We start from the raw sequence: 16,082 nt of genomic DNA on the forward strand, positions 1-16,082 counted from the left end.
TCGTCGTTATCGCACGCGTGGAACACCTCCAGCTCAATTCAACACCGCAAGCCCGGGTACGGCACGTACCGGCACTTCGGCAACCGTGCCAGCTCCGGCGGCATGTCGATCACCTGGTGCGACCTGGGTGCCACCGTCGTCTTTGCCGGGGGCACACTCTCCGGCCGCCGTACCCCTGGGGCGCCCCCTAGCTTGGCCAGGAGTCGAGGGAGGCGGCGCTGCGTCGGGTTTCCGCGAGGTGGACGTCGATGTCCCTGGCGAGGTTCAGCGCGTCCTGGGGGCGTCGGCCCCCCACAGCGTGCCCGGCTGCCAGTCCTGCCGGATACCGCCCGCATGGGCGCGAGGGGCCGTGTCTCAGGCCGGGGTGTCGAAGCCGAGCGAGCTGAGCGCGGCTTCCGCTGCCTGCTGGTCCTGCTCGTAGCTGCCGCCGGAGATACCGATACCGCCGATGACCATGCCGTCCTCGATCACTGGGTAGCCGCCGCCGACGGCCATCAGCCGGGGGTGGTGGGTGAGTGGGGCGACCTGGGGGTTGGCCACGTAGGAGTTCCAGACATGGGTGGCGATGCGGTAGGACACCGCCGTCCACGCCTTGTCCACGGCGACCTCGGCGGCCAGGAACGGTGCGTCGTCGGCACGTTCGAACGCTTTCAGGTGGCCGCCGGCGTCGGTGACAGCGACAGCCGCCGCGAATCCGATTTCCTCGGCCGCCGCGCGCACCGCTTCGATGAGCGCTGAGGCGGCGGAGCGGCTGATCGAGAGTGCGGGCACGGACTTCGCTTGTACTGCGGTGTTCATCAAAACCTTCTCTTGCTGATGAGTGACGCGTCTCGGCTCGAGTGCCGTCAGCGGAGCGCGGACCGCGGTGTGGGGACGGCGCGGGTGATCACGGAGTTCTCCGGGATCAGCAGGTCGTGGACGACCGGACCGATCTCGTCCCGCCAGCGGTCGCTCCCGTAGACGGCGGCGTACAACTCCTCGCGCTGCGTCTCGTCCTGGAACCGGCGGATCCATATGTAACCGTCCGGGTCTTCCTCATCGACGAAGGACGCGGTGACCGACATCCCCTTCGATGCCTGGAACGGCATGACAACTTCCTCCATGTAGCGGACCCACTGATCCCGGCGCCCGGGCCGGGTCTGGTAGCGCCGAAGCTCGTAGAACATGGCGAACTTCCTTTCGTGTACGTGGCTGGGCGGGGGTCAGGACGTGACGCGAAGGACGAGCTTGCCGCGGGTGCGGTCGCTCTCGCCGCGGATGTGGGCCTGGGTGGCCTGCTCCAGCGGGAAGACCTCCTCGACCTCCACGCTCACCTCGCCGGCGTCGATGAGTCCGGCGATGCGGGTCAGGGCCGGGCCGTCGGGCTCGACCAGGAAGGCGCTGGTGCGCAGCCCCCGGGACTCGGCCGCCTGGAGGAGTTCGGGCGAGACGCCGGCGGGGATCGCGACGATCAGTCCGCCGGGGCGCAGCACGTCGAGGGAGCGGATGCTGGTGTTGTCGTGCGCGTCGCCGACGAGGTCGATGACGACGTCGATGTCCTTGGCGGCCTCCTCGAAGCGGCTGGTGGTGTAGTCGATGAGTTCGTCGGCGCCGAGTGCGGTGAGCCAGTCGTGGCGGGGGCTGCTGGCGGTGCCGGTGACGTGGGCGCCCAGGTGCTTGGCGAACTGGACGGCGAAGTGGCCGACGCCTCCGGCGGCGGCGTGGATCAGCACGCGCTGGCCGGGGCGGATGTCGGCGGTGTCCACCAGTGCCTGCCAGGCGGTGAGAGCTGCCAGCGGTACGGCGGCGGCCTGCTCGTGGCTGATGCTCGCAGGCTTGCGGGCGAATTGGCGCGCGGGGGCGGTGACGTACTCGGCGTAGCCACCGGCCGCGCGGGGGAACCACGGCATCCCGTAAACCTCGTCGCCGGCCTTGAGGGTGGTCACACCGAAGCCGGTCTCCTCCACGACGCCGGAGACGTCCCAGCCCAAGGTGAACGGCGGCTCGCCGAGCACCCCGGCCATGCCGCCGCTGCCCCGGGTCTTCCAGTCGACCGGGTTGATCCCGGCGGCGTGCACCCGCACCAGGACCTCGGTCGGCAGCGGCACGGGCCGGGGGACCTCCTCCACCCGCAGGACGTCGGGGCCGCCGAAGGTGTGCTGCACCACCGCGCGCATCGAGGACATGTGTCGTCTCCCTTGAACCAAACATGCCGAAAGGCCGCTTATCGGCCCCCGGTCCAGTGGGCTTGACCGTAACCTCAGGGAGGTAGTTACCATCAAGGGAACCTACTTCCCAATGGGAAGCATGCTGCTGAGGAGTGTTCCCGTGACCACCGACTGCCAGACCGGGCAGCACGCCCACCACGACGTCTACGCGGCCCAGTGCCCCTGCCGCGCCATGCTGGACCTGCTCGCGAACAAGTGGTCAGCCCTAGCCATCGGAGCCCTGGAAGACGGCCCACAGCGTTTCGGCGCCCTGCAGCGACTCCTGCAGGGTGTCAGCCCCAAGGTGCTCACCCAGACGCTGCGACGCCTGGAGGACACAGGGCTCGTCGACCGCACCATCTATCCTGCGGTGCCCCTGCACGTCGAGTACGCCCTAACCGGCCTCGGCCAGAGCGCAGCCGTTCCGCTGCATCTGCTGCGGTCCTGGGTCGAGGAGAACATCGACAACGTCAGGAGCGCGGCGCCCTCGAAGTGACCGCGACGGACAGAGCCGACGTACACGCCGACGGCCTTCACGCCGCACCCGCGACAGCACTGATCGCCTTCAAGCCCGACGGGCGCTTCGAGGAGACCATCCGCACCGAAGCGACCATCGCCACCCGCTCCTGAGCCGGCCCGTGCCGACGCAGGCCATGACGAACGTCGAGGCATCGCCCTGCCAAGCGGCCTCTCCTGGGCTGAACCAGCAACCAACGTGCCTCATGTGACTCACAGCAGTCCACCCACTCAACCTGCAGAAAGACTTGATAACCCTGGATAACGATCGCTGCTGTATCGGCAGGATACTCATTCGCTCTCGGCGGCCTGCTCGATCTGATCGTCGAGCAAGTCCTGGGCGATGGCCGCGTAGCGGCTCGCGGTGGTGTGGGACAGGTTGAAGAACAGGGCGAGGTGCAGCGGGTCGGCGCCGGCGGTCAGTGCTTCGTGCAGGACCCGGTCGCCGCGGATGCGTTCGAGGTAGATGCCCTGGTGCAGGAGGTGCCGCAGGGGTCTGACGCACCCGAAGTAGACGTATAGGCAGGTGTGTGACCGGGGCCTGGCGCGGCTGTCACCGTCGAGCAGGACCAGTAGCCAGGCACGGACGTCGCTGGCGAAGCCGGCGGGCAGTTCGCTGGTGCGGTGGTCGACCCAGGAGCGGATCGCCAAGGCGCTGTCGTCGTCCAGAAGGTCCAGATCAGCGAGTACCTCGGCGACCCGGTAGCTGGAAGCGTGCCGCGGTATTCGCGTACGGACGTCGGTCACCCTCACGGGCTCGCCGGGCGGGCGGTCCTCCAGCACGGTCGTCAGGCCGTCCATCGCGCACAGGACGAGGGACGGTGACCAGCCGTTGGTCTCGCCGAGTTGCTGGGCGTGGGCCGCGGCCGACCGGAGCGCGGGATTGTCCGAGGTCAGGGCAGGATGCTGACAGCGCGGCGGGGGCGGGACACCGGCCTTGCGCCGATAGTAGGAGGCCAGGCCCCGACACTTGTTGTCGCAGTAGGCCCGGTCTCGCCGCGATCCCTCGGGCAGCGGCTTGCCGCAGTGCACGCAGCTCATCGGGGCGGCAGGGACCTGCCCGTGCGAGGACGCGGGGTGACGGCGCGGGGCTGGCCCACGGCGACGGTCTGCTCATCGGTCGCTGGCGTCGAATCCGGCACCCTCTCCGACTCGGGCAGCAGGAGACGCCGCAGCCGAGCACCACGCAGATGACGTCCAACTCGTCGAGCTTGACGGTGTTCGGCTGGCCGGACCACAGGCCCGACATCTTCCCCGCGCTGATCACCACGCCGCGTTCGGCGAGCATCCGTTGGAGTTCGCTGGCCTTCCAAATGCCGCGGTTGGCAGCCGCCAGACGAAGGTTCCACTTCATCGGGCCAGTCCTTTCCATCGGTCGGTGGCGCGCTGTTGTCCGGCGACCCAGGCGTCTTCGACATGGGTGCCGTGGACGTGGATGTACCGGGCCGTGGTGCCGGTCCAGGTATGTCCGAGTAGCTCCCGGATGGCGAACAGGGTCATGCCGGCGAGGTAGAGCTGGGACGCGCAGAAGTGCCGCAGCACGTGCGGGGTGAGTTTCCCGGCCCAGATCGGGAGGTGCTGGGTGGCGGCGCCGGCCAGCGCCCTGCGGTAGACGTCGGCGGTCGCTCGGGAGCAGGAGCCGTCCCGGTCCTTGCGCTCGGAGGGGAACAGCGGGGCACCGGGCCGGGTGTGGTCGGCGTCGAAGTGGCTCCAGACGTCCTCGATGAACCACCGCAGGTTGCGGTCGGCGCCATTGATCAGTGGCACCAGCCGCGGCTTCGGTCCCCGTCGTCGGGAGCCCTTGCCATGGCGGACGTTGAGCTTGCCGAACCGGCCCAGCTCCCACCGGACGTCGTCCAGGTCGAGCATGCGGGCCTCGTTGATTCGCAGCCTCACATCGGATGCCAGCCGGGCGACCGCGTAGTTGCGGGCGGCCGGGCCGAACCTGCGGCAGGAGATGAGTTCCTCGCGCCATCCGGCGAACAGCTCCTCGATCTCCGCCTCGCTGGGCGGGATGCGCAGTTGCGGTTCCACCGAGGCCCGCGGCCGGTTCATCTCGTCCAGCGGGCACTCGACCACACGGCCGGTGAGGTTGTGCAGTTCGACCTTGTGCCGCAGCTCAAGGAACTGGAAGAACACCGCCAGCGCCCCCGCCCGGCCGGTCCGGGTCGAGGGCTTGGCGTCGCGGAGCACCTTGCCGAAGTACACGTCCGCGTCGGCCGGCTCCATGTCCCACAGCGGGCGGCCGAACCAGTCCCGAATCAGGTCCAGGTGGTTGGTGTCGTTGCGGATCGTGCTGTCGGCCAGCCCGGCCGACGCCCGTGCGCGTACGAACCCCGCCAGTACATCGGTCTCGAACCGGGCGAGTTCCTCCTCGCCCGCCGGGGCCCGGTACTCGCGCAGGTCGCGTACGACGGCCAGAGCCAACCCACGCCTCCTCGACTTCACCCAGACTGAAGGAATCCCGTCAGCAATGAGGCTTGCGTACTCGGGGCGAGGTTGGGTCAGCACCGGCTCCCGTCACCCGGACGAGGTAACAGGTCCTGGTACAGGCACTCTCAAGAACGCCGGTCGGTCGTGGACGGGGCCGGGAACTCACCGACTATTGCTCACCCGAAACGAGGGATATGGCGGTTACTCGGCGCTACACGCCACCTGGTGGTGGCTCTACGAGAACAGGGCCGAGAGTCCCGTGGGTTCACGCAAACTGAAGGTCTTTCCACGGGAACCCGAGGATGGGCTGTCGTGTTTTCGTTGGTGCGGCCTTCGGGTTCAGGCGAACACGCGGGGTGAGTACCGAGCGGACCGCCCCTTCGGCAACCCTCCTTGGGACGGTGCTGGCATCGTATGAGTCATGAGAACAGCAGGAACGACACCGGAACCGGAGTCCTCAACGCGGAGCGGCCTCACGTCTCTGGGTGAGGTGGCGTGCCGTTATCAGGCTGATGAGATCCGCCCGGAGGACCTGCCGATGATTGCTGCCGAGGCGCTCGCGGTCGGGCTGGACACCCCGACGTTGCGCGAGCTCGCCGGATTGCCCCGCAACGCGGATGCTCGCGATATCCGCGACGCGTTTGAGCAAGCACTCTCCGAGGCCGGACTCGAGTTGCCTGATCCGGGCCTGGCAAGGCGCCACGCGCTGCGTCGGCTGGCGGCGAGGCTGATCAACGGGGAGATCACTCCCGCCGACCTGGCGACGGACGACTGGTGGGAGACGGAGGTCGAAACCGTTGAGGAACGATCATTCGTTTCGCTGATCCCGCAATGCGGGTGCTGCATCGAGTACACGATGGGGCTTGATCAGCGGACGTGGGCGGCCGAGCTGCGGATCGCCGCGCTCGCCCTGACATCGTCTCCGCCGATCGGCCCCGGTTGCTGACTCTGCCCTGACGGCATGTCCCCCCATCAAGGCGTGTACCGGTCGAACAGACTTCACCGAAATGGCTGTTCAGCGGCCTGATCCAGCAAGGCCCGTGCGGAGTCCGCGTAGCGGATGGCGGTCTTCTCGTCGATGCCGAAAACGAGGGCGAGGTGAAGGGGGTCGGCGCCGTGGGTCAGGGCTTCTTCGAGCTGGCGGTCGACGCGGAGTCGCTCCAGGGTCGCGGTGAGGTTGCGGGTGGCCCGGGTGGTCCAGAGCTTGCCCGCCGGCCCGAGTTCGACGGCCGTCTTCTGGGTGATCAGCAGGTGTGGGTTGGCGGTGTTCGGCCAGCGGGTTCGGCGGTGGTCGAGCCAGTCCAGGACGGCCTGGCGGGTGAGGTCGTCGAGCGGGCGGACGTGACCGGCGACGGTGATTCGCCCGTTGCCGAGATCCACGTCGTCCAACTGCATCGTTCGGATCATCTTCGGCCGTGCCGCGTGGACGGCGGCCAGGGCAGTGATCAGCTTGATGTCCGGGGTGGTCGCGCTGGCGACCGCCTGGTCGATGTCCGCTTGCCCCAGGGGCTGGGCGACGCCGCCAGCCTGCCGGTGGACACGGATCCGTTGGGTGGGGTTGCGGAAGATTTGGCCGTTCCTCTTCGCGTGACGGAACAACGACCGCAGTGCGACGACGCGGCTTTCCCGCTGCTTGCCGCTGGCGGCGTCCCGGGCGGCGACGATGTCCTCCCGGGTGACCTCCCTCAGATGGTCGTAGTGGCTGGACCACTCCAACAGAACCGATTGGATCTCATTGAGGTAGGTCCAGGCGGTCTGCCGTGCGCGGGGCTCGGACCGCGGGCCGCCGTCGAGTAGGGTCCGGGCCCAGGAATCGACCTCGCCGCGGATGCCCGGGGCGACGGCGTCGAGCTTGCGGTCCAACCATCGGTCGATCGCTGGCGTGCGGTCGTCGGTGAACAGGCCCAGTTGATCGAGGACTTCGGCGGTCCGACCGACCGGGAGTCCCCGGCGTCGCAGGGCCGGGAAGATCTCGGTGTAGCGGATCGACTCGCCCTCGGCATGGCCGGACAGCACGATGACCAGGGCCCGGTCGACGTCGCTGGCGACCCAGCGGGTCCACCCGCGCGCCTCACCCAGAGCGCGCGCTGCCCGCCGGGCCCGGACCAGCCACGGGTTGGCCAGGTCGGCGTGCCGTTCCCGTTCGAAGGCGCGGTAGTCCCGGGTGGTGGTGAACAGAGGCGGCTGGATCCAGCCCGTCATCACGAGATGGGCTGGCCCTGGTGCCCGTTTAAGGACGCGACGCCCCTGCTTGCCGACGGGTGGTCCGCCATTGCGAGGCCGCTGCAGGCCCGCGAGGAAGAGCTGTTGGTGCTTCACCCGCCGTAGGAAGATCGCCAGTGCGGCGGCCTCGCCGTTGACGCCCGCAGCCTTGACGGCCCAGCTGGCTTGGGCCCGGCAGAGCCGGCAGTGGCCGTCGTGGACGGGAACCTCGCGACGGCAGACAGTACATGTGCCAGGCGGGTTGAGCTGGCCGTAGGTGTAGCAGGCCCGGCAGAACCGGCCGGGCAGCTGCCCCCAGGCGAAGCAGCCCACGCAGGAGGCCGCAGGCTTGTTGTCGCGGATCTTGCTCACCGTGGCGGCGTCAGGCCGGCGGGAGGGATCGGCCATCCCGGCGCTTGGGGATCACTGCCGGTGGGGCAGTCCCCGCGCCGACTGCCGCTCGTTCCGTCTCCGCCTGCTCCGGGCGGCCGACCTTTTCCGGCTCGGGGATCAGAAGGTCGCTGATCTCGCAGCCGAGGACGACGCAGATGACGTCCAGGTCCTCCAGCTTGAGCGAGACGGGCTGCCCGGACCACAGGCCCGACATCTTCCCTGCCGAGATCACCAAGCCGTGCTCGGCCAGGTTCCGCTGGAGCTCGGAAGCCTTCCAAACCCCTTTGTTCGCGGCGGTCAGCCGCAGGTTCCACCTCATCAGACCAGTCCTTCCAGCCGCTTCGCGGCCCGTTCCATCCCGGCGACCCAGGCGTCCTCGACCCGGGTCTGCTGGACGTGGATGTATCGCATCGTGGTGGCGATCCACGAGTGTCCCAAAACCTCCTGGATTGCGAGCAAGTCCAGTCCGCTTCCGTAGAGTTGGGATGCGCAGAAATGTCGCAGGACGTGCGGTGTCAGCTTCTCGCCCCACCCGGGCAGGTGCACTTTGGCCGCGTCCTTGAGCCCATTGCGCAGGGCATCGTCGCCCACCCGACGTGAGGAACCGTCGGCGTTTTTGCGCTCGGAGGGAAACAGCGGGGTGCCGGGGCGGGTGTGGTCGTCGTCGAACTGACCCCAGACATCCTCGATGAACCACCGAAGGGTTCGGTCGGCGCCGTTGATCAGCGGGACCATCCGTTCGCGTGGGCCCGATCCGCGGGCGCCTTTGCCGTGGCGGACGTGGAGCTTGCCGAAGCGGCCCAGGTCCCACTTGATGTCATCCAGGTCGAGCCCGCATGCCTCGCTCACTCGCAGGCCGACCTGGGACAACAGCTTCGAGGCGGTGTAGTTCCTGGCGGTAGGGGCGAACTTGCGGCAGGTGGCCAGCTCACCGCCCCAGCCGGTGAAGAGCGCCCCGACCTCCGGCTCGCTCGGTGGAATCCGCAGTTGGGCGTCCTTCGCGCCGCGCGGCTTGTTCATCTCGTCGATCGGGCACTCGATGACCCGGCCGGTCATCCGGTGCAGTTCGACCTTGTGCCGCAGCTCCAGGAACATGAAGTACGTGCTCAGCGCCTGGGACCGGGCCAGCCGGGTGCCGCTCGGCGAGCCACGCAGCACCCTCCCGAAGTACGCGTCAGCGTCGGCCGGCTCCATATCCCACAGCGGTCGGCCGAACCAGGTTCTGATCTGGTCCAGGTGTCCGACATCCCCGCGGATCGTGTCGTCCGCCAGTCCCGCCGAGGCGCGTGCGAGGACAAACCCGGACAGCGCGTCGGTCTCGAATCGCTCTAGTTCCTCCGCCGACGCAGGCGCCCAGTGCTCGCGCAGGTCCCGTACAACTGCCAGCGCCCCCAACCCCAGCCCCCTCACCTTCGGCCCGACTGCGGATCGGTCGGACACGGTGAGAACGCTTCAAGAATCCCGAAGTTACGTCACGCGACCACAGAGCACTCGAAGGAGGAAAGACCCCCTGGCCACAGGGTCAGAGACTCAGCGAGGCTCAGAAGAACTCACGGGATGTCGCACAAGCAGCAGACGGGAGCAACCCGCCCGACGTGACCTGCTGCTCGCACGTCACCGTGCTCGTCCTCTGCTCGGCGTGCTCCGGCGCCAGCGCCAACCACGCCATCAAGAGCGAGATCGCCGAGGCAGAGGGCTGCGCGCCCGTTTTCCCGCCCGTCACGGGGCGAGGAGGCGGGCCGCCTTCCTGTCCCCGGAAGGGGTGGGGGCAACCATATGTCACGTTGCCTATGGCGCATTCAATTGCGTCAGATGCAACCCCACGTGCCGAGTTGCGCGGCCCGTGAATGCCTTGACAAGGATTCGGGTCGACTTCAGACTGATGTTGCGCTTACCGCAATCCGTTTCGCTATACGCACCGAGGTGTCATGAAGATTCCCGCGTGCCGTCTCGCGGATCTCCCGCGAGGTGAGGCCTTCCGGCTCGACATCGATCCGCCGGTCTCGGTGTTCCATACCGACGACGGCGAGCTCTTCGCCATCGACGACACCTGCACCCACCAGGACGCCTCGCTCGCCGACGGCTGGCTGGAGGGCTGTGAGGTGGAATGCCCGCTGCATGCCTCGAAGTTCGACCTGCGCACCGGCGCCGTCGACGCCCCGCCGGCCAAGCTCCCGGTGCGCACGCACGAGGTCGTCGTCGAGGACGGCATGGTCCATGTCCGGGTGTCGACGGCCGCCCCCAACCTGCCGCCCTGTGTCGCGTCCCGGCTCGCCGGGGGTTCCGCGTGAGGACCGTGGCCGTGGTGGGCGCCTCGCTCGCCGGACTGTCGGCGGCGCGCTCGCTGCGGAAGCAGGGCTACGACGGACGCCTCGTCGTCATCGGCGACGAGCTCCACCGTCCGTACGACCGGCCGCCGCTGTCCAAGGAGTTCCTGGCCGGCACCCTCGGCGAGGCGGATCTCGCGCTGGAGACGCACGACGAGGACCTGGGCGCGGAGTGGCTGCTCGGCGCCCGGGCCGCCGGCCTCGACCGCGCCGACCGTGCCGTGCGGCTCGCCGACGGGCGGGAGGTCCGCGTCGACGGCCTCGTGATCGCGACCGGCGCGGCCGCGCGCAGGCTCCCCGGCGCCGACGGCCTGGCCGGCGTGCATGTCCTGCGCACCCTGGACGACGCCCGCGCCCTGCGCGACGAACTGGCCCGGGGCGGACGGCTGGTCGTGATCGGCGGCGGGTTCATCGGCGCCGAGGTGGCCTCCACCGCCTACGCCCTGGGGCTCGACGTGACGGTCGTCGAGGTGGCCCCGACGCCACTGGCCGGGCCGCTCGGCGCGACCATGGGCGGCATCGTCTCCGGCCTGCACGCGGACCACGGTGTACGGCTGCTGTGCGGAGTGGGTGTCAAGGGGCTGAGCGGAGAGCGGCATGTGGACGCCGTTCTGCTCGGGGACGGCCGTAGCGTCCCGGCCGACATCGTCGTCGTCGGTGTGGGCGCCCGCCCGTGCGTGGAGTGGCTGGAGGGATCCGGCGTCGAGCTCGACAACGGCGTCAAGTGCGGCGCCGACGGCCGCACCGGCCTGGCCGGGGTGGTCGCGGTCGGCGACTGCGCCAGCTGGTACGACCCCCGTGCCGGCGCCCACCGCCGCGTCGAGCACTGGACAGGTGCGCGGGAGCGCCCGGACGCCGCCGTCGCCACGCTGCTGGCGGGGGGCGCGGTGCAACCGGGTGTGCCCCGGCCGCCGTACTTCTGGTCCGACCAGTACGGCGTCAGGATCCAGTTCGCCGGTCACGCGGCCGGCGCCGACAGTGTGACCGTCGAGGAAGGCGCCGTGGACGACCGCAACGTCCTGGCCGTCTACCGGCGCGGCGGAGATCCGGTCGCGGTGCTCGGCATGAACCAGCCGCGGCCGTTCATGCGCTGGCGCAAGCAGCTCGCCGCCGCGACGTCTTGACACCGTCCCTGTGGCATTCCATGCTGCGGTTGCATATGGCACGCAGCGTTGCTTCATACACAACGCCGTCCGGAGTCGCTCTTCCCGGCGCGTGAATGTCCCCTCCACGACGTTTCCCGAGGAGTGCCCTGTGACCCCGACCGGTCTGCCGGACAGCCTGATCGCCACCCTCCCCGGCTCCTCCTACACGGATCCGGTGATCTTCGCCCAGGAGCAAAAACGCATATTCGAGACCATGTGGTTCTGCGTCGCGCGCGCCTCGGAGCTGGCCAAGCCCGGCGCGTTCCGGACCGTCGACGTGGGCCGCGAGAGCATCCTCGTCACCCGCGCGCGGGACAACGCCGTTCGCGCCTACTTCAATGTGTGCCGGCATCGCGGAGCCAAGCTCTGCACCGAGGAGACCGGTGAGGTCAAGCGGGCCTTCCAGTGCCCGTACCACGCCTGGACCTACGACCTGAACGGGAGGCTCGTCGCGGCGCCCAACCTCACCAAGATGCCCGACGTCGGGCGCACCGAGTACGGCCTGGTCCCCGTGGCCGTCCGTGAATGGCTCGGCTATGTCTGGGTGTGCCTCGCGGAGGACCCGCCGTCCTTCGAGGAGGCCGTGATCGGCGACGTCGTCGCCCGCCTCGGCGACGTGGAGTCGATCGAGCGTTACGACATCGACAACCTCTCGGTCGGCAGGCGCATCGTCTACGACGTGAAGGCGAACTGGAAGCTCATCATCGAGAACTTCATGGAGTGCTACCACTGCGCCACCATCCACCCCGAACTCACCGAGGTGCTCCCCGAGTTCGCCGACGGATACGCCGCGCAGTACTACGTCGGCCACGGCGCCGAGTTCGGCGAGGAGGTCCAGGGGTTCACGGTCGACGGCTCCGAGGGGCTGGACCGCATCCCAGGGGTGGCGGAGGACCAGGACCGCCGCTACTACGCGATCACCGTCAGGCCGCAGGTCTTCGTCAACCTGGTCCCCGACCATGTGATCTTCCACCGGATGTACCCGGTGGCCGTCGACCGCACGATCGTCGAGTGCGACTGGCTCTACCTCCCGCACGTCGTCGAGAGCGGCAAGGACGTCAGCCGGTCCGTGGAACTCTTCGACCGGGTCAACCGGCAGGACTTCGACGCGTGCGAGCGCACACAGCCAGGGATGAGCTCCCGCATGTACGCCGAGGGCGGGGTGCTGGTGCCGAGCGAGCACCACATCGGCGCCTTCCACGACTGGGTGAACGAGCGCCTCGGCGGCGGCCCGCGGTAGCCGGGCGGGTCAGCCCAGGTAGCCCATCCGGTGACTGATCTCCTGGGCGCCCTTGAGCAGCACCGGGGAGAGCTCGTGCAGGCGCTCCTCGGTGAAGCGGTACGCGGGCCCCGAGGCGCTCAGCGCGGCGATGACCTCTCCGTCACGGTTGCGGACCGGTGCGGCCATGGCGTGCAGGCCGACCTCCAGTTCCTCCAGGGTCCAGGCGTAGCCACGCTCCCGGGCCTCGGCGAGGTTCTTCTCGATCTTGGTCTTGGCGGTGATGGTGTGCGGGGTGACCTTCTTCAGCCCGGCCTCGGCCAGCAGCGTGGCGCGCTCCTTGGCGGGGAGGTGGGCCAGCAGGATCTTGCCGCTGGAGGTGGCGTGCAACGGGGTCAGCTCGCCGACCCAGTTGTGCGCGGTGACAGCGCCGGGGCCGCGCACCTCGTAGAGGTTGATCGCGTAGTGCTCCTGCATGACCGCGATGTTGACCGTCTCGCCGATCTCCTCGGCGAGACGCTCGCAGACGGGACGGCCCTGCTGGGTGATGTCGATACGCCCGGTGACCGCACCGGCCAGGCGCACGATGCCGAAGCCGAGACGGTATTTGCCGCGCTCGCCCGCCTGCTCCACCAGGCCGCGCGTCTCCAGGGCGCCGAGCAGACGAAACGCGGTGGACTTGTGAACATCGATCTCGGCGGCCACCTCACTGACGCCCGCCTCGCCGCGTTGCGCGAGAATCTCGAGGACGCTGATGGCGCGGTCGACCGACTGCACTCCGCCGGCCTGCGAACCTGTCGTTTCGGTGTCTTGGCTGTGGTTGCTCACGACACAACTATACGCGCAGTAAACAACACGACCGCAAGCAACGAAGCCGAAACAAAGACCTTGCAAGTTGCGCCGTTCGCAACCTGGTGCGCATGACGCTACCTCCATTAGCATGCCTCGCGTATCTACGGCGCGAGCGAGACGAGGCACCATGGCTCCCCTGCAATACGACTTCGTCATCGTCGGCGGCGGATCGGCCGGCAGCGCACTGGCGAACAGACTCTCCGCGGACCCGGCGAACCGGGTGCTGGTGCTGGAGGCCGGTCGTTCCGACTACCCGTGGGATGTCTTCATCCACATGCCCGCGGCGTTGACCTACCCGATCGGCAGCCGGTTCTACGACTGGAAGTACGAGTCCGAGCCCGAGCCCCACATGGGGGGCCGGCGCGTCTACCACGCGCGGGGCAAGGTGCTGGGCGGTTCCAGCAGCATCAACGGCATGATCTTCCAGCGCGGCAACCCGATGGACTACGAACGCTGGGCGGCCGACCCGGGGATGGAGAGCTGGGACTACGCGCACTGTCTGCCGTACTTCCGGCGCATGGAGAACTGCCTCGCCGCCGGCCCGGACGACGAGTTCCGCGGTCACGACGGCCCCCTCGTCCTCGAACGCGGTCCCGCGACCAACCCGCTCTTCGGCGCCTTCCTCGAAGCCACCCGGGAAGCGGGCTACGCACCCACCGACGACGTCAACGGCTTCCGCCAGGAGGGCTTCGCCGAGTTCGACCGCAACGTCCACCGCGGACGTCGGCTGTCGGCCTCGAAGGCGTACCTCAAGCCGGTCAGGAAGCGGCCCAACCTCACGGTCAGGACCCGCGCCCTCGTCACGCGGGTGCTCTTCGAGGGCAAGCGGGCCGTCGGCGTCGAGTACCGGCGCGGCAAGGGCGCGCCCCAGCAGGTCCGTGCCGCGGAGGTCATCCTGTGCGGCGGCGCCATCAACTCCCCGCAGCTGCTCCAGCTCTCCGGCGTCGGCAACGCGCAGGAGCTGAGCGCCCTCGGCGTCGACGTCGTCCACGACCTTCCGGGCGTCGGCGAGAACATGCAGGACCACCTGGAGGTCTACGTCCAGTACGCCTGCAAGCAACCGGTCTCCATGCAGCCGTACATGGCGAAGTGGCGCGCGCCCTTCATCGGGCTCCAGTGGCTCTTCCGCAAGGGGCCCGCCGCGACCAACCACTTCGAGGCCGGCGGCTTCGCCCGCAGCAACGAGGACGTGGACTACCCCAACCTGATGTTCCACTTCCTGCCGATCGCGGTCCGCTACGACGGCTCCTCGCCGGCCGGCGGCCATGGCTACCAGGTGCACGTGGGCCCCATGTACTCCGACGCCATCGGCTCGGTGAAGATCAAGAGCAGGGACCCGCGCGAGCACCCGGCGCTGCGCTTCAACTACCTCTCCACCGAGCAGGACCGCCGCGAGTGGGTCGAGGCGATCCGGGTGGCCCGCGAGCTCCTCAACCAGCCCGCGATGGCCCCCTACAACGACGGGGAGGTCTCGCCCGGCCCGAAGGTGGCGTCGGACGAGGAGATCCTCGCCTGGGTCGCCAAGGAGGGCGAGACCGCCCTGCACCCGTCCTGCACCTGCAAGATGGGCACCGACGAGATGTCCGTCGTCGACCCCGCCAGCATGCGGGTGCACGGCTTGGAGGGGCTGCGCGTGGTGGACGCCTCGGTGATGCCGTACGTCACCAACGGCAACATCTACGCGCCGGTGATGATGATCGCCGAGAAGGCCGCCGACCTGATCCTCGGCAAGGAGCCGCAGGCGCCGTCGAAGGCCGTGTACTACCGTCACCGTGACGACCGGCAGCAGGCCGGGTAGACGTTGGCCGGCTCAGGGCTGAGGGCGCTGCTGGACAGCGTCCGCTACGAGGTGCTGCCCGCGAAGGCGACCGAGGACAAGGTCCTCGCCCATGTCCCGCGCGAGGTCGTCGTCACCGTGACGGCGTCGCCGGTCAAGGGCCTGGAACCGACGCTCGACCTCGCCACCCGGCTCGCGGCGCACGGCTACCGCGCCGTCCCGCATGTGCCCGCGCGGCTGCTGCGGGACGAGGTGCACCTGAAGGAGGTCGCCGCGCGGCTGCGCGAGGCGGGTGTGGACGACGTCTTCGTGCCGGCGGGCGACGCCGACCCGCCGGCCGGGGCCTACGACGGGGCGCTGCCGGTGCTGCGCAGGCTCAGCGAGCTGGGCAGGCCCTTCGCGCATGTCGGCATCGCCGGCTATCCCGAGAGCCATCCGCTCATCCACGACGACATCACCGTTCAGGCCATGTGGGACAAGCGCGAGCACGCCACGTACATCGTGAGCAACCTCTGCTTCGACCCGCGGGTGCTGGGGGACTGGGTCGTCCGGATCCGGCGCCGGGACATCACCCTGCCCGTCCACCTGGGCGTCGCGGGGCCGGTGCAACGGGCGAAGCTGCTGTCCATGGCCACGAAGATCGGCGTGGGAGAGTCGACCCGCTTCCTGACCAGGCACGCCTCGTGGTTCCTGCGGTTCGCGACGCCCGGTGGGTACTCACCCGACAGGCTGCTGGCGCGCACCGAGAGGACGCTCACCGGGCCGTCGGCGGGGGTGGCCGGGCTGCACCTGTTCACGTTCAACCAGATCGCGGAGACGGAACGCTGGCGCTGCGCCGCGCGGGAGCGGCTCGACGGCTGAACTCCCTTCGTGCAGGGGGTTCGTATACGGAGTTCGTATACGGAGTGCGTGTACGCAACGCGGCTACGGAATGCGTGTAGGGAGAGAAGGGGGGGCGGGGGGGGGGTTACGGCCCCCCCCCCCCCGGGGGGGGACCCGGGAGGGGAGGACCCCCGGGGGGTGGCGGGGGCC

17 protein-coding genes and 1 pseudogene are annotated in these 16,082 nt (G+C 69.2%); 8 read left to right on the forward strand and 10 right to left on the reverse strand.

The features are described from left to right. Positions 1-354: 354 nt before the first annotated feature. Genes ACFWBD_RS29335 through ACFWBD_RS29345 form a run of 3 tightly spaced genes read right to left on the reverse strand, consistent with a single transcriptional unit; the run spans position 355 to position 2,165 of the window. Positions 355-798: a heme-binding protein gene (locus tag ACFWBD_RS29335; RefSeq protein ID WP_385279220.1), complete on the reverse strand. Its 444-nt coding sequence runs from the start codon at positions 796-798 to the stop codon at positions 355-357. Between the two features lie 47 nt (positions 799-845). After that, positions 846-1,166 carry an NIPSNAP family protein gene (locus ACFWBD_RS29340; RefSeq protein WP_385279222.1) on the reverse strand — a complete coding sequence of 107 codons (321 nt, stop codon included), beginning with the start codon at positions 1,164-1,166 and terminating at the stop codon, positions 846-848. Between the two features lie 36 nt (positions 1,167-1,202). Then, on the reverse strand, positions 1,203-2,165 hold the full coding sequence (locus ACFWBD_RS29345; RefSeq protein ID WP_385673079.1) for an NADP-dependent oxidoreductase: 963 nt from the start codon (positions 2,163-2,165) through the stop codon (positions 1,203-1,205). Positions 2,166-2,307: 142 nt separating this feature from the next. Between ACFWBD_RS29345 and ACFWBD_RS29350 the strand changes: the two genes are divergently transcribed. Together ACFWBD_RS29350 and ACFWBD_RS29355 are read left to right on the forward strand one after the other, a co-directional pair. Continuing rightward, on the forward strand, positions 2,308-2,682 hold the full coding sequence (locus ACFWBD_RS29350; RefSeq protein WP_385279226.1) for a winged helix-turn-helix transcriptional regulator: 375 nt from the start codon (positions 2,308-2,310) through the stop codon (positions 2,680-2,682). Next, positions 2,679-2,816 carry a hypothetical protein gene (locus ACFWBD_RS29355; RefSeq protein ID WP_385673082.1) on the forward strand — a complete coding sequence of 46 codons (138 nt, stop codon included), beginning with the start codon at positions 2,679-2,681 and terminating at the stop codon, positions 2,814-2,816. Before ACFWBD_RS29350 ends, ACFWBD_RS29355 begins: the two co-directional genes overlap by 4 nt. A gap of 177 nt (positions 2,817-2,993) precedes the next feature. Here ACFWBD_RS29355 and ACFWBD_RS29360 read toward each other — a convergent pair whose 3' ends face one another. The 3 genes and pseudogenes from ACFWBD_RS29360 to ACFWBD_RS29370 form a co-directional block, all read right to left on the reverse strand. Then, on the reverse strand, positions 2,994-3,743 hold the full coding sequence (locus ACFWBD_RS29360; RefSeq protein WP_385673085.1) for a hypothetical protein: 750 nt from the start codon (positions 3,741-3,743) through the stop codon (positions 2,994-2,996). Further along, positions 3,740-4,056: pseudogene (locus tag ACFWBD_RS29365) on the reverse strand (helix-turn-helix domain-containing protein). The gene ACFWBD_RS29360 and the pseudogene ACFWBD_RS29365 overlap by 4 nt, the downstream one beginning before the upstream one ends. Continuing rightward, entirely contained in the window at positions 4,053-5,129 is a 1,077-nt protein-coding gene (locus ACFWBD_RS29370; RefSeq protein WP_385673088.1) for a tyrosine-type recombinase/integrase, read from the reverse strand. Before ACFWBD_RS29370 ends, ACFWBD_RS29365 begins: the two are co-directional and overlap by 4 nt. Positions 5,130-5,556: 427 nt before the next feature. On the opposite strand from ACFWBD_RS29370, the gene ACFWBD_RS29375 reads away from it, so the two are divergent. Then, complete coding sequence (locus ACFWBD_RS29375; RefSeq protein WP_385673091.1) at positions 5,557-6,081, forward strand: hypothetical protein; 525 nt, start codon at positions 5,557-5,559, stop codon at positions 6,079-6,081. 53 nt (positions 6,082-6,134) lie between these two features. Here ACFWBD_RS29375 and ACFWBD_RS29380 read toward each other — a convergent pair whose 3' ends face one another. The 3 genes from ACFWBD_RS29380 to ACFWBD_RS29390 are packed head-to-tail and all read right to left on the reverse strand — an operon-like array spanning position 6,135 to position 9,170. Beyond that, entirely contained in the window at positions 6,135-7,709 is a 1,575-nt protein-coding gene (locus tag ACFWBD_RS29380; protein ID WP_385673094.1) for a hypothetical protein, read from the reverse strand. Positions 7,710-7,719: 10 nt separating this feature from the next. Then, a complete protein-coding gene (locus ACFWBD_RS29385; RefSeq protein WP_385673097.1) occupies positions 7,720-8,049 on the reverse strand; it encodes a helix-turn-helix domain-containing protein in 330 nt (109 codons plus the stop codon). Further along, positions 8,049-9,170, reverse strand: a complete 1,122-nt coding sequence (locus ACFWBD_RS29390; RefSeq protein ID WP_385673100.1) for a tyrosine-type recombinase/integrase — start codon at positions 9,168-9,170, stop codon at positions 8,049-8,051. The genes ACFWBD_RS29385 and ACFWBD_RS29390 overlap by 1 nt, the downstream gene beginning before the upstream one ends. A gap of 488 nt (positions 9,171-9,658) precedes the next feature. On the opposite strand from ACFWBD_RS29390, the gene ACFWBD_RS29395 reads away from it, so the two are divergent. The 3 genes from ACFWBD_RS29395 to ACFWBD_RS29405 all read left to right on the forward strand — a co-directional run bounded on the left by ACFWBD_RS29395 (position 9,659) and on the right by ACFWBD_RS29405 (position 12,442). Continuing rightward, positions 9,659-10,021 carry a bifunctional 3-phenylpropionate/cinnamic acid dioxygenase ferredoxin subunit gene (locus ACFWBD_RS29395; RefSeq protein WP_385673103.1) on the forward strand — a complete coding sequence of 121 codons (363 nt, stop codon included), beginning with the start codon at positions 9,659-9,661 and terminating at the stop codon, positions 10,019-10,021. Continuing rightward, positions 10,018-11,181 (forward strand): NAD(P)/FAD-dependent oxidoreductase, encoded by a 1,164-nt coding sequence (locus ACFWBD_RS29400; RefSeq protein WP_385673106.1) that lies wholly within the window; start codon positions 10,018-10,020, stop codon positions 11,179-11,181. Before ACFWBD_RS29395 ends, ACFWBD_RS29400 begins: the two co-directional genes overlap by 4 nt. A gap of 130 nt (positions 11,182-11,311) precedes the next feature. Further along, positions 11,312-12,442 carry an aromatic ring-hydroxylating dioxygenase subunit alpha gene (locus tag ACFWBD_RS29405; RefSeq protein ID WP_385673109.1) on the forward strand — a complete coding sequence of 377 codons (1,131 nt, stop codon included), beginning with the start codon at positions 11,312-11,314 and terminating at the stop codon, positions 12,440-12,442. 9 nt (positions 12,443-12,451) lie between these two features. Here the strand turns inward: ACFWBD_RS29405 and ACFWBD_RS29410 are convergent, their stop codons facing one another. Then, a complete protein-coding gene (locus tag ACFWBD_RS29410; RefSeq protein WP_351765299.1) occupies positions 12,452-13,198 on the reverse strand; it encodes an IclR family transcriptional regulator in 747 nt (248 codons plus the stop codon). A gap of 202 nt (positions 13,199-13,400) precedes the next feature. Here ACFWBD_RS29410 and betA point away from each other — a divergent pair, with 202 nt between their 5' ends. Continuing rightward, positions 13,401-15,071: a choline dehydrogenase gene (gene betA, locus ACFWBD_RS29415; RefSeq protein ID WP_385673112.1), complete on the forward strand. Its 1,671-nt coding sequence runs from the start codon at positions 13,401-13,403 to the stop codon at positions 15,069-15,071. 3 nt (positions 15,072-15,074) lie between these two features. After that, positions 15,075-15,911 carry a 5,10-methylenetetrahydrofolate reductase gene (locus ACFWBD_RS29420; protein ID WP_385673115.1) on the forward strand — a complete coding sequence of 279 codons (837 nt, stop codon included), beginning with the start codon at positions 15,075-15,077 and terminating at the stop codon, positions 15,909-15,911. Positions 15,912-16,082: the final 171 nt, after the last annotated feature.

The sequence above is a fragment of the Streptomyces sp. NPDC060002 genome (genome assembly GCF_042737245.1).
In the GTDB taxonomy this organism is placed as follows: domain Bacteria; phylum Actinomycetota; class Actinomycetes; order Streptomycetales; family Streptomycetaceae; genus Streptomyces.

What these genes read in the sequence shown, in the direction of transcription:
- ACFWBD_RS29335 (WP_385279220.1), bottom strand. Translation starts at nt 798, where the DNA reads ATGAACACCGCAGTACAAGCGAAGTCCGTGCCCGCACTCTCGATCAGC.
- ACFWBD_RS29340 (WP_385279222.1), bottom strand. Translation starts at nt 1,166, where the DNA reads ATGTTCTACGAGCTTCGGCGCTACCAGACCCGGCCCGGGCGCCGGGAT.
- ACFWBD_RS29345 (WP_385673079.1), bottom strand. Translation starts at nt 2,165, where the DNA reads ATGTCCTCGATGCGCGCGGTGGTGCAGCACACCTTCGGCGGCCCCGAC.
- ACFWBD_RS29360 (WP_385673085.1), bottom strand. Translation starts at nt 3,743, where the DNA reads ATGAGCTGCGTGCACTGCGGCAAGCCGCTGCCCGAGGGATCGCGGCGA.
- ACFWBD_RS29375 (WP_385673091.1), top strand. Translation starts at nt 5,557, where the DNA reads ATGAGAACAGCAGGAACGACACCGGAACCGGAGTCCTCAACGCGGAGC.
- ACFWBD_RS29385 (WP_385673097.1), bottom strand. Translation starts at nt 8,049, where the DNA reads ATGAGGTGGAACCTGCGGCTGACCGCCGCGAACAAAGGGGTTTGGAAG.
- ACFWBD_RS29395 (WP_385673103.1), top strand. Translation starts at nt 9,659, where the DNA reads ATGAAGATTCCCGCGTGCCGTCTCGCGGATCTCCCGCGAGGTGAGGCC.
- betA (WP_385673112.1), top strand. Translation starts at nt 13,401, where the DNA reads ATGGCTCCCCTGCAATACGACTTCGTCATCGTCGGCGGCGGATCGGCC.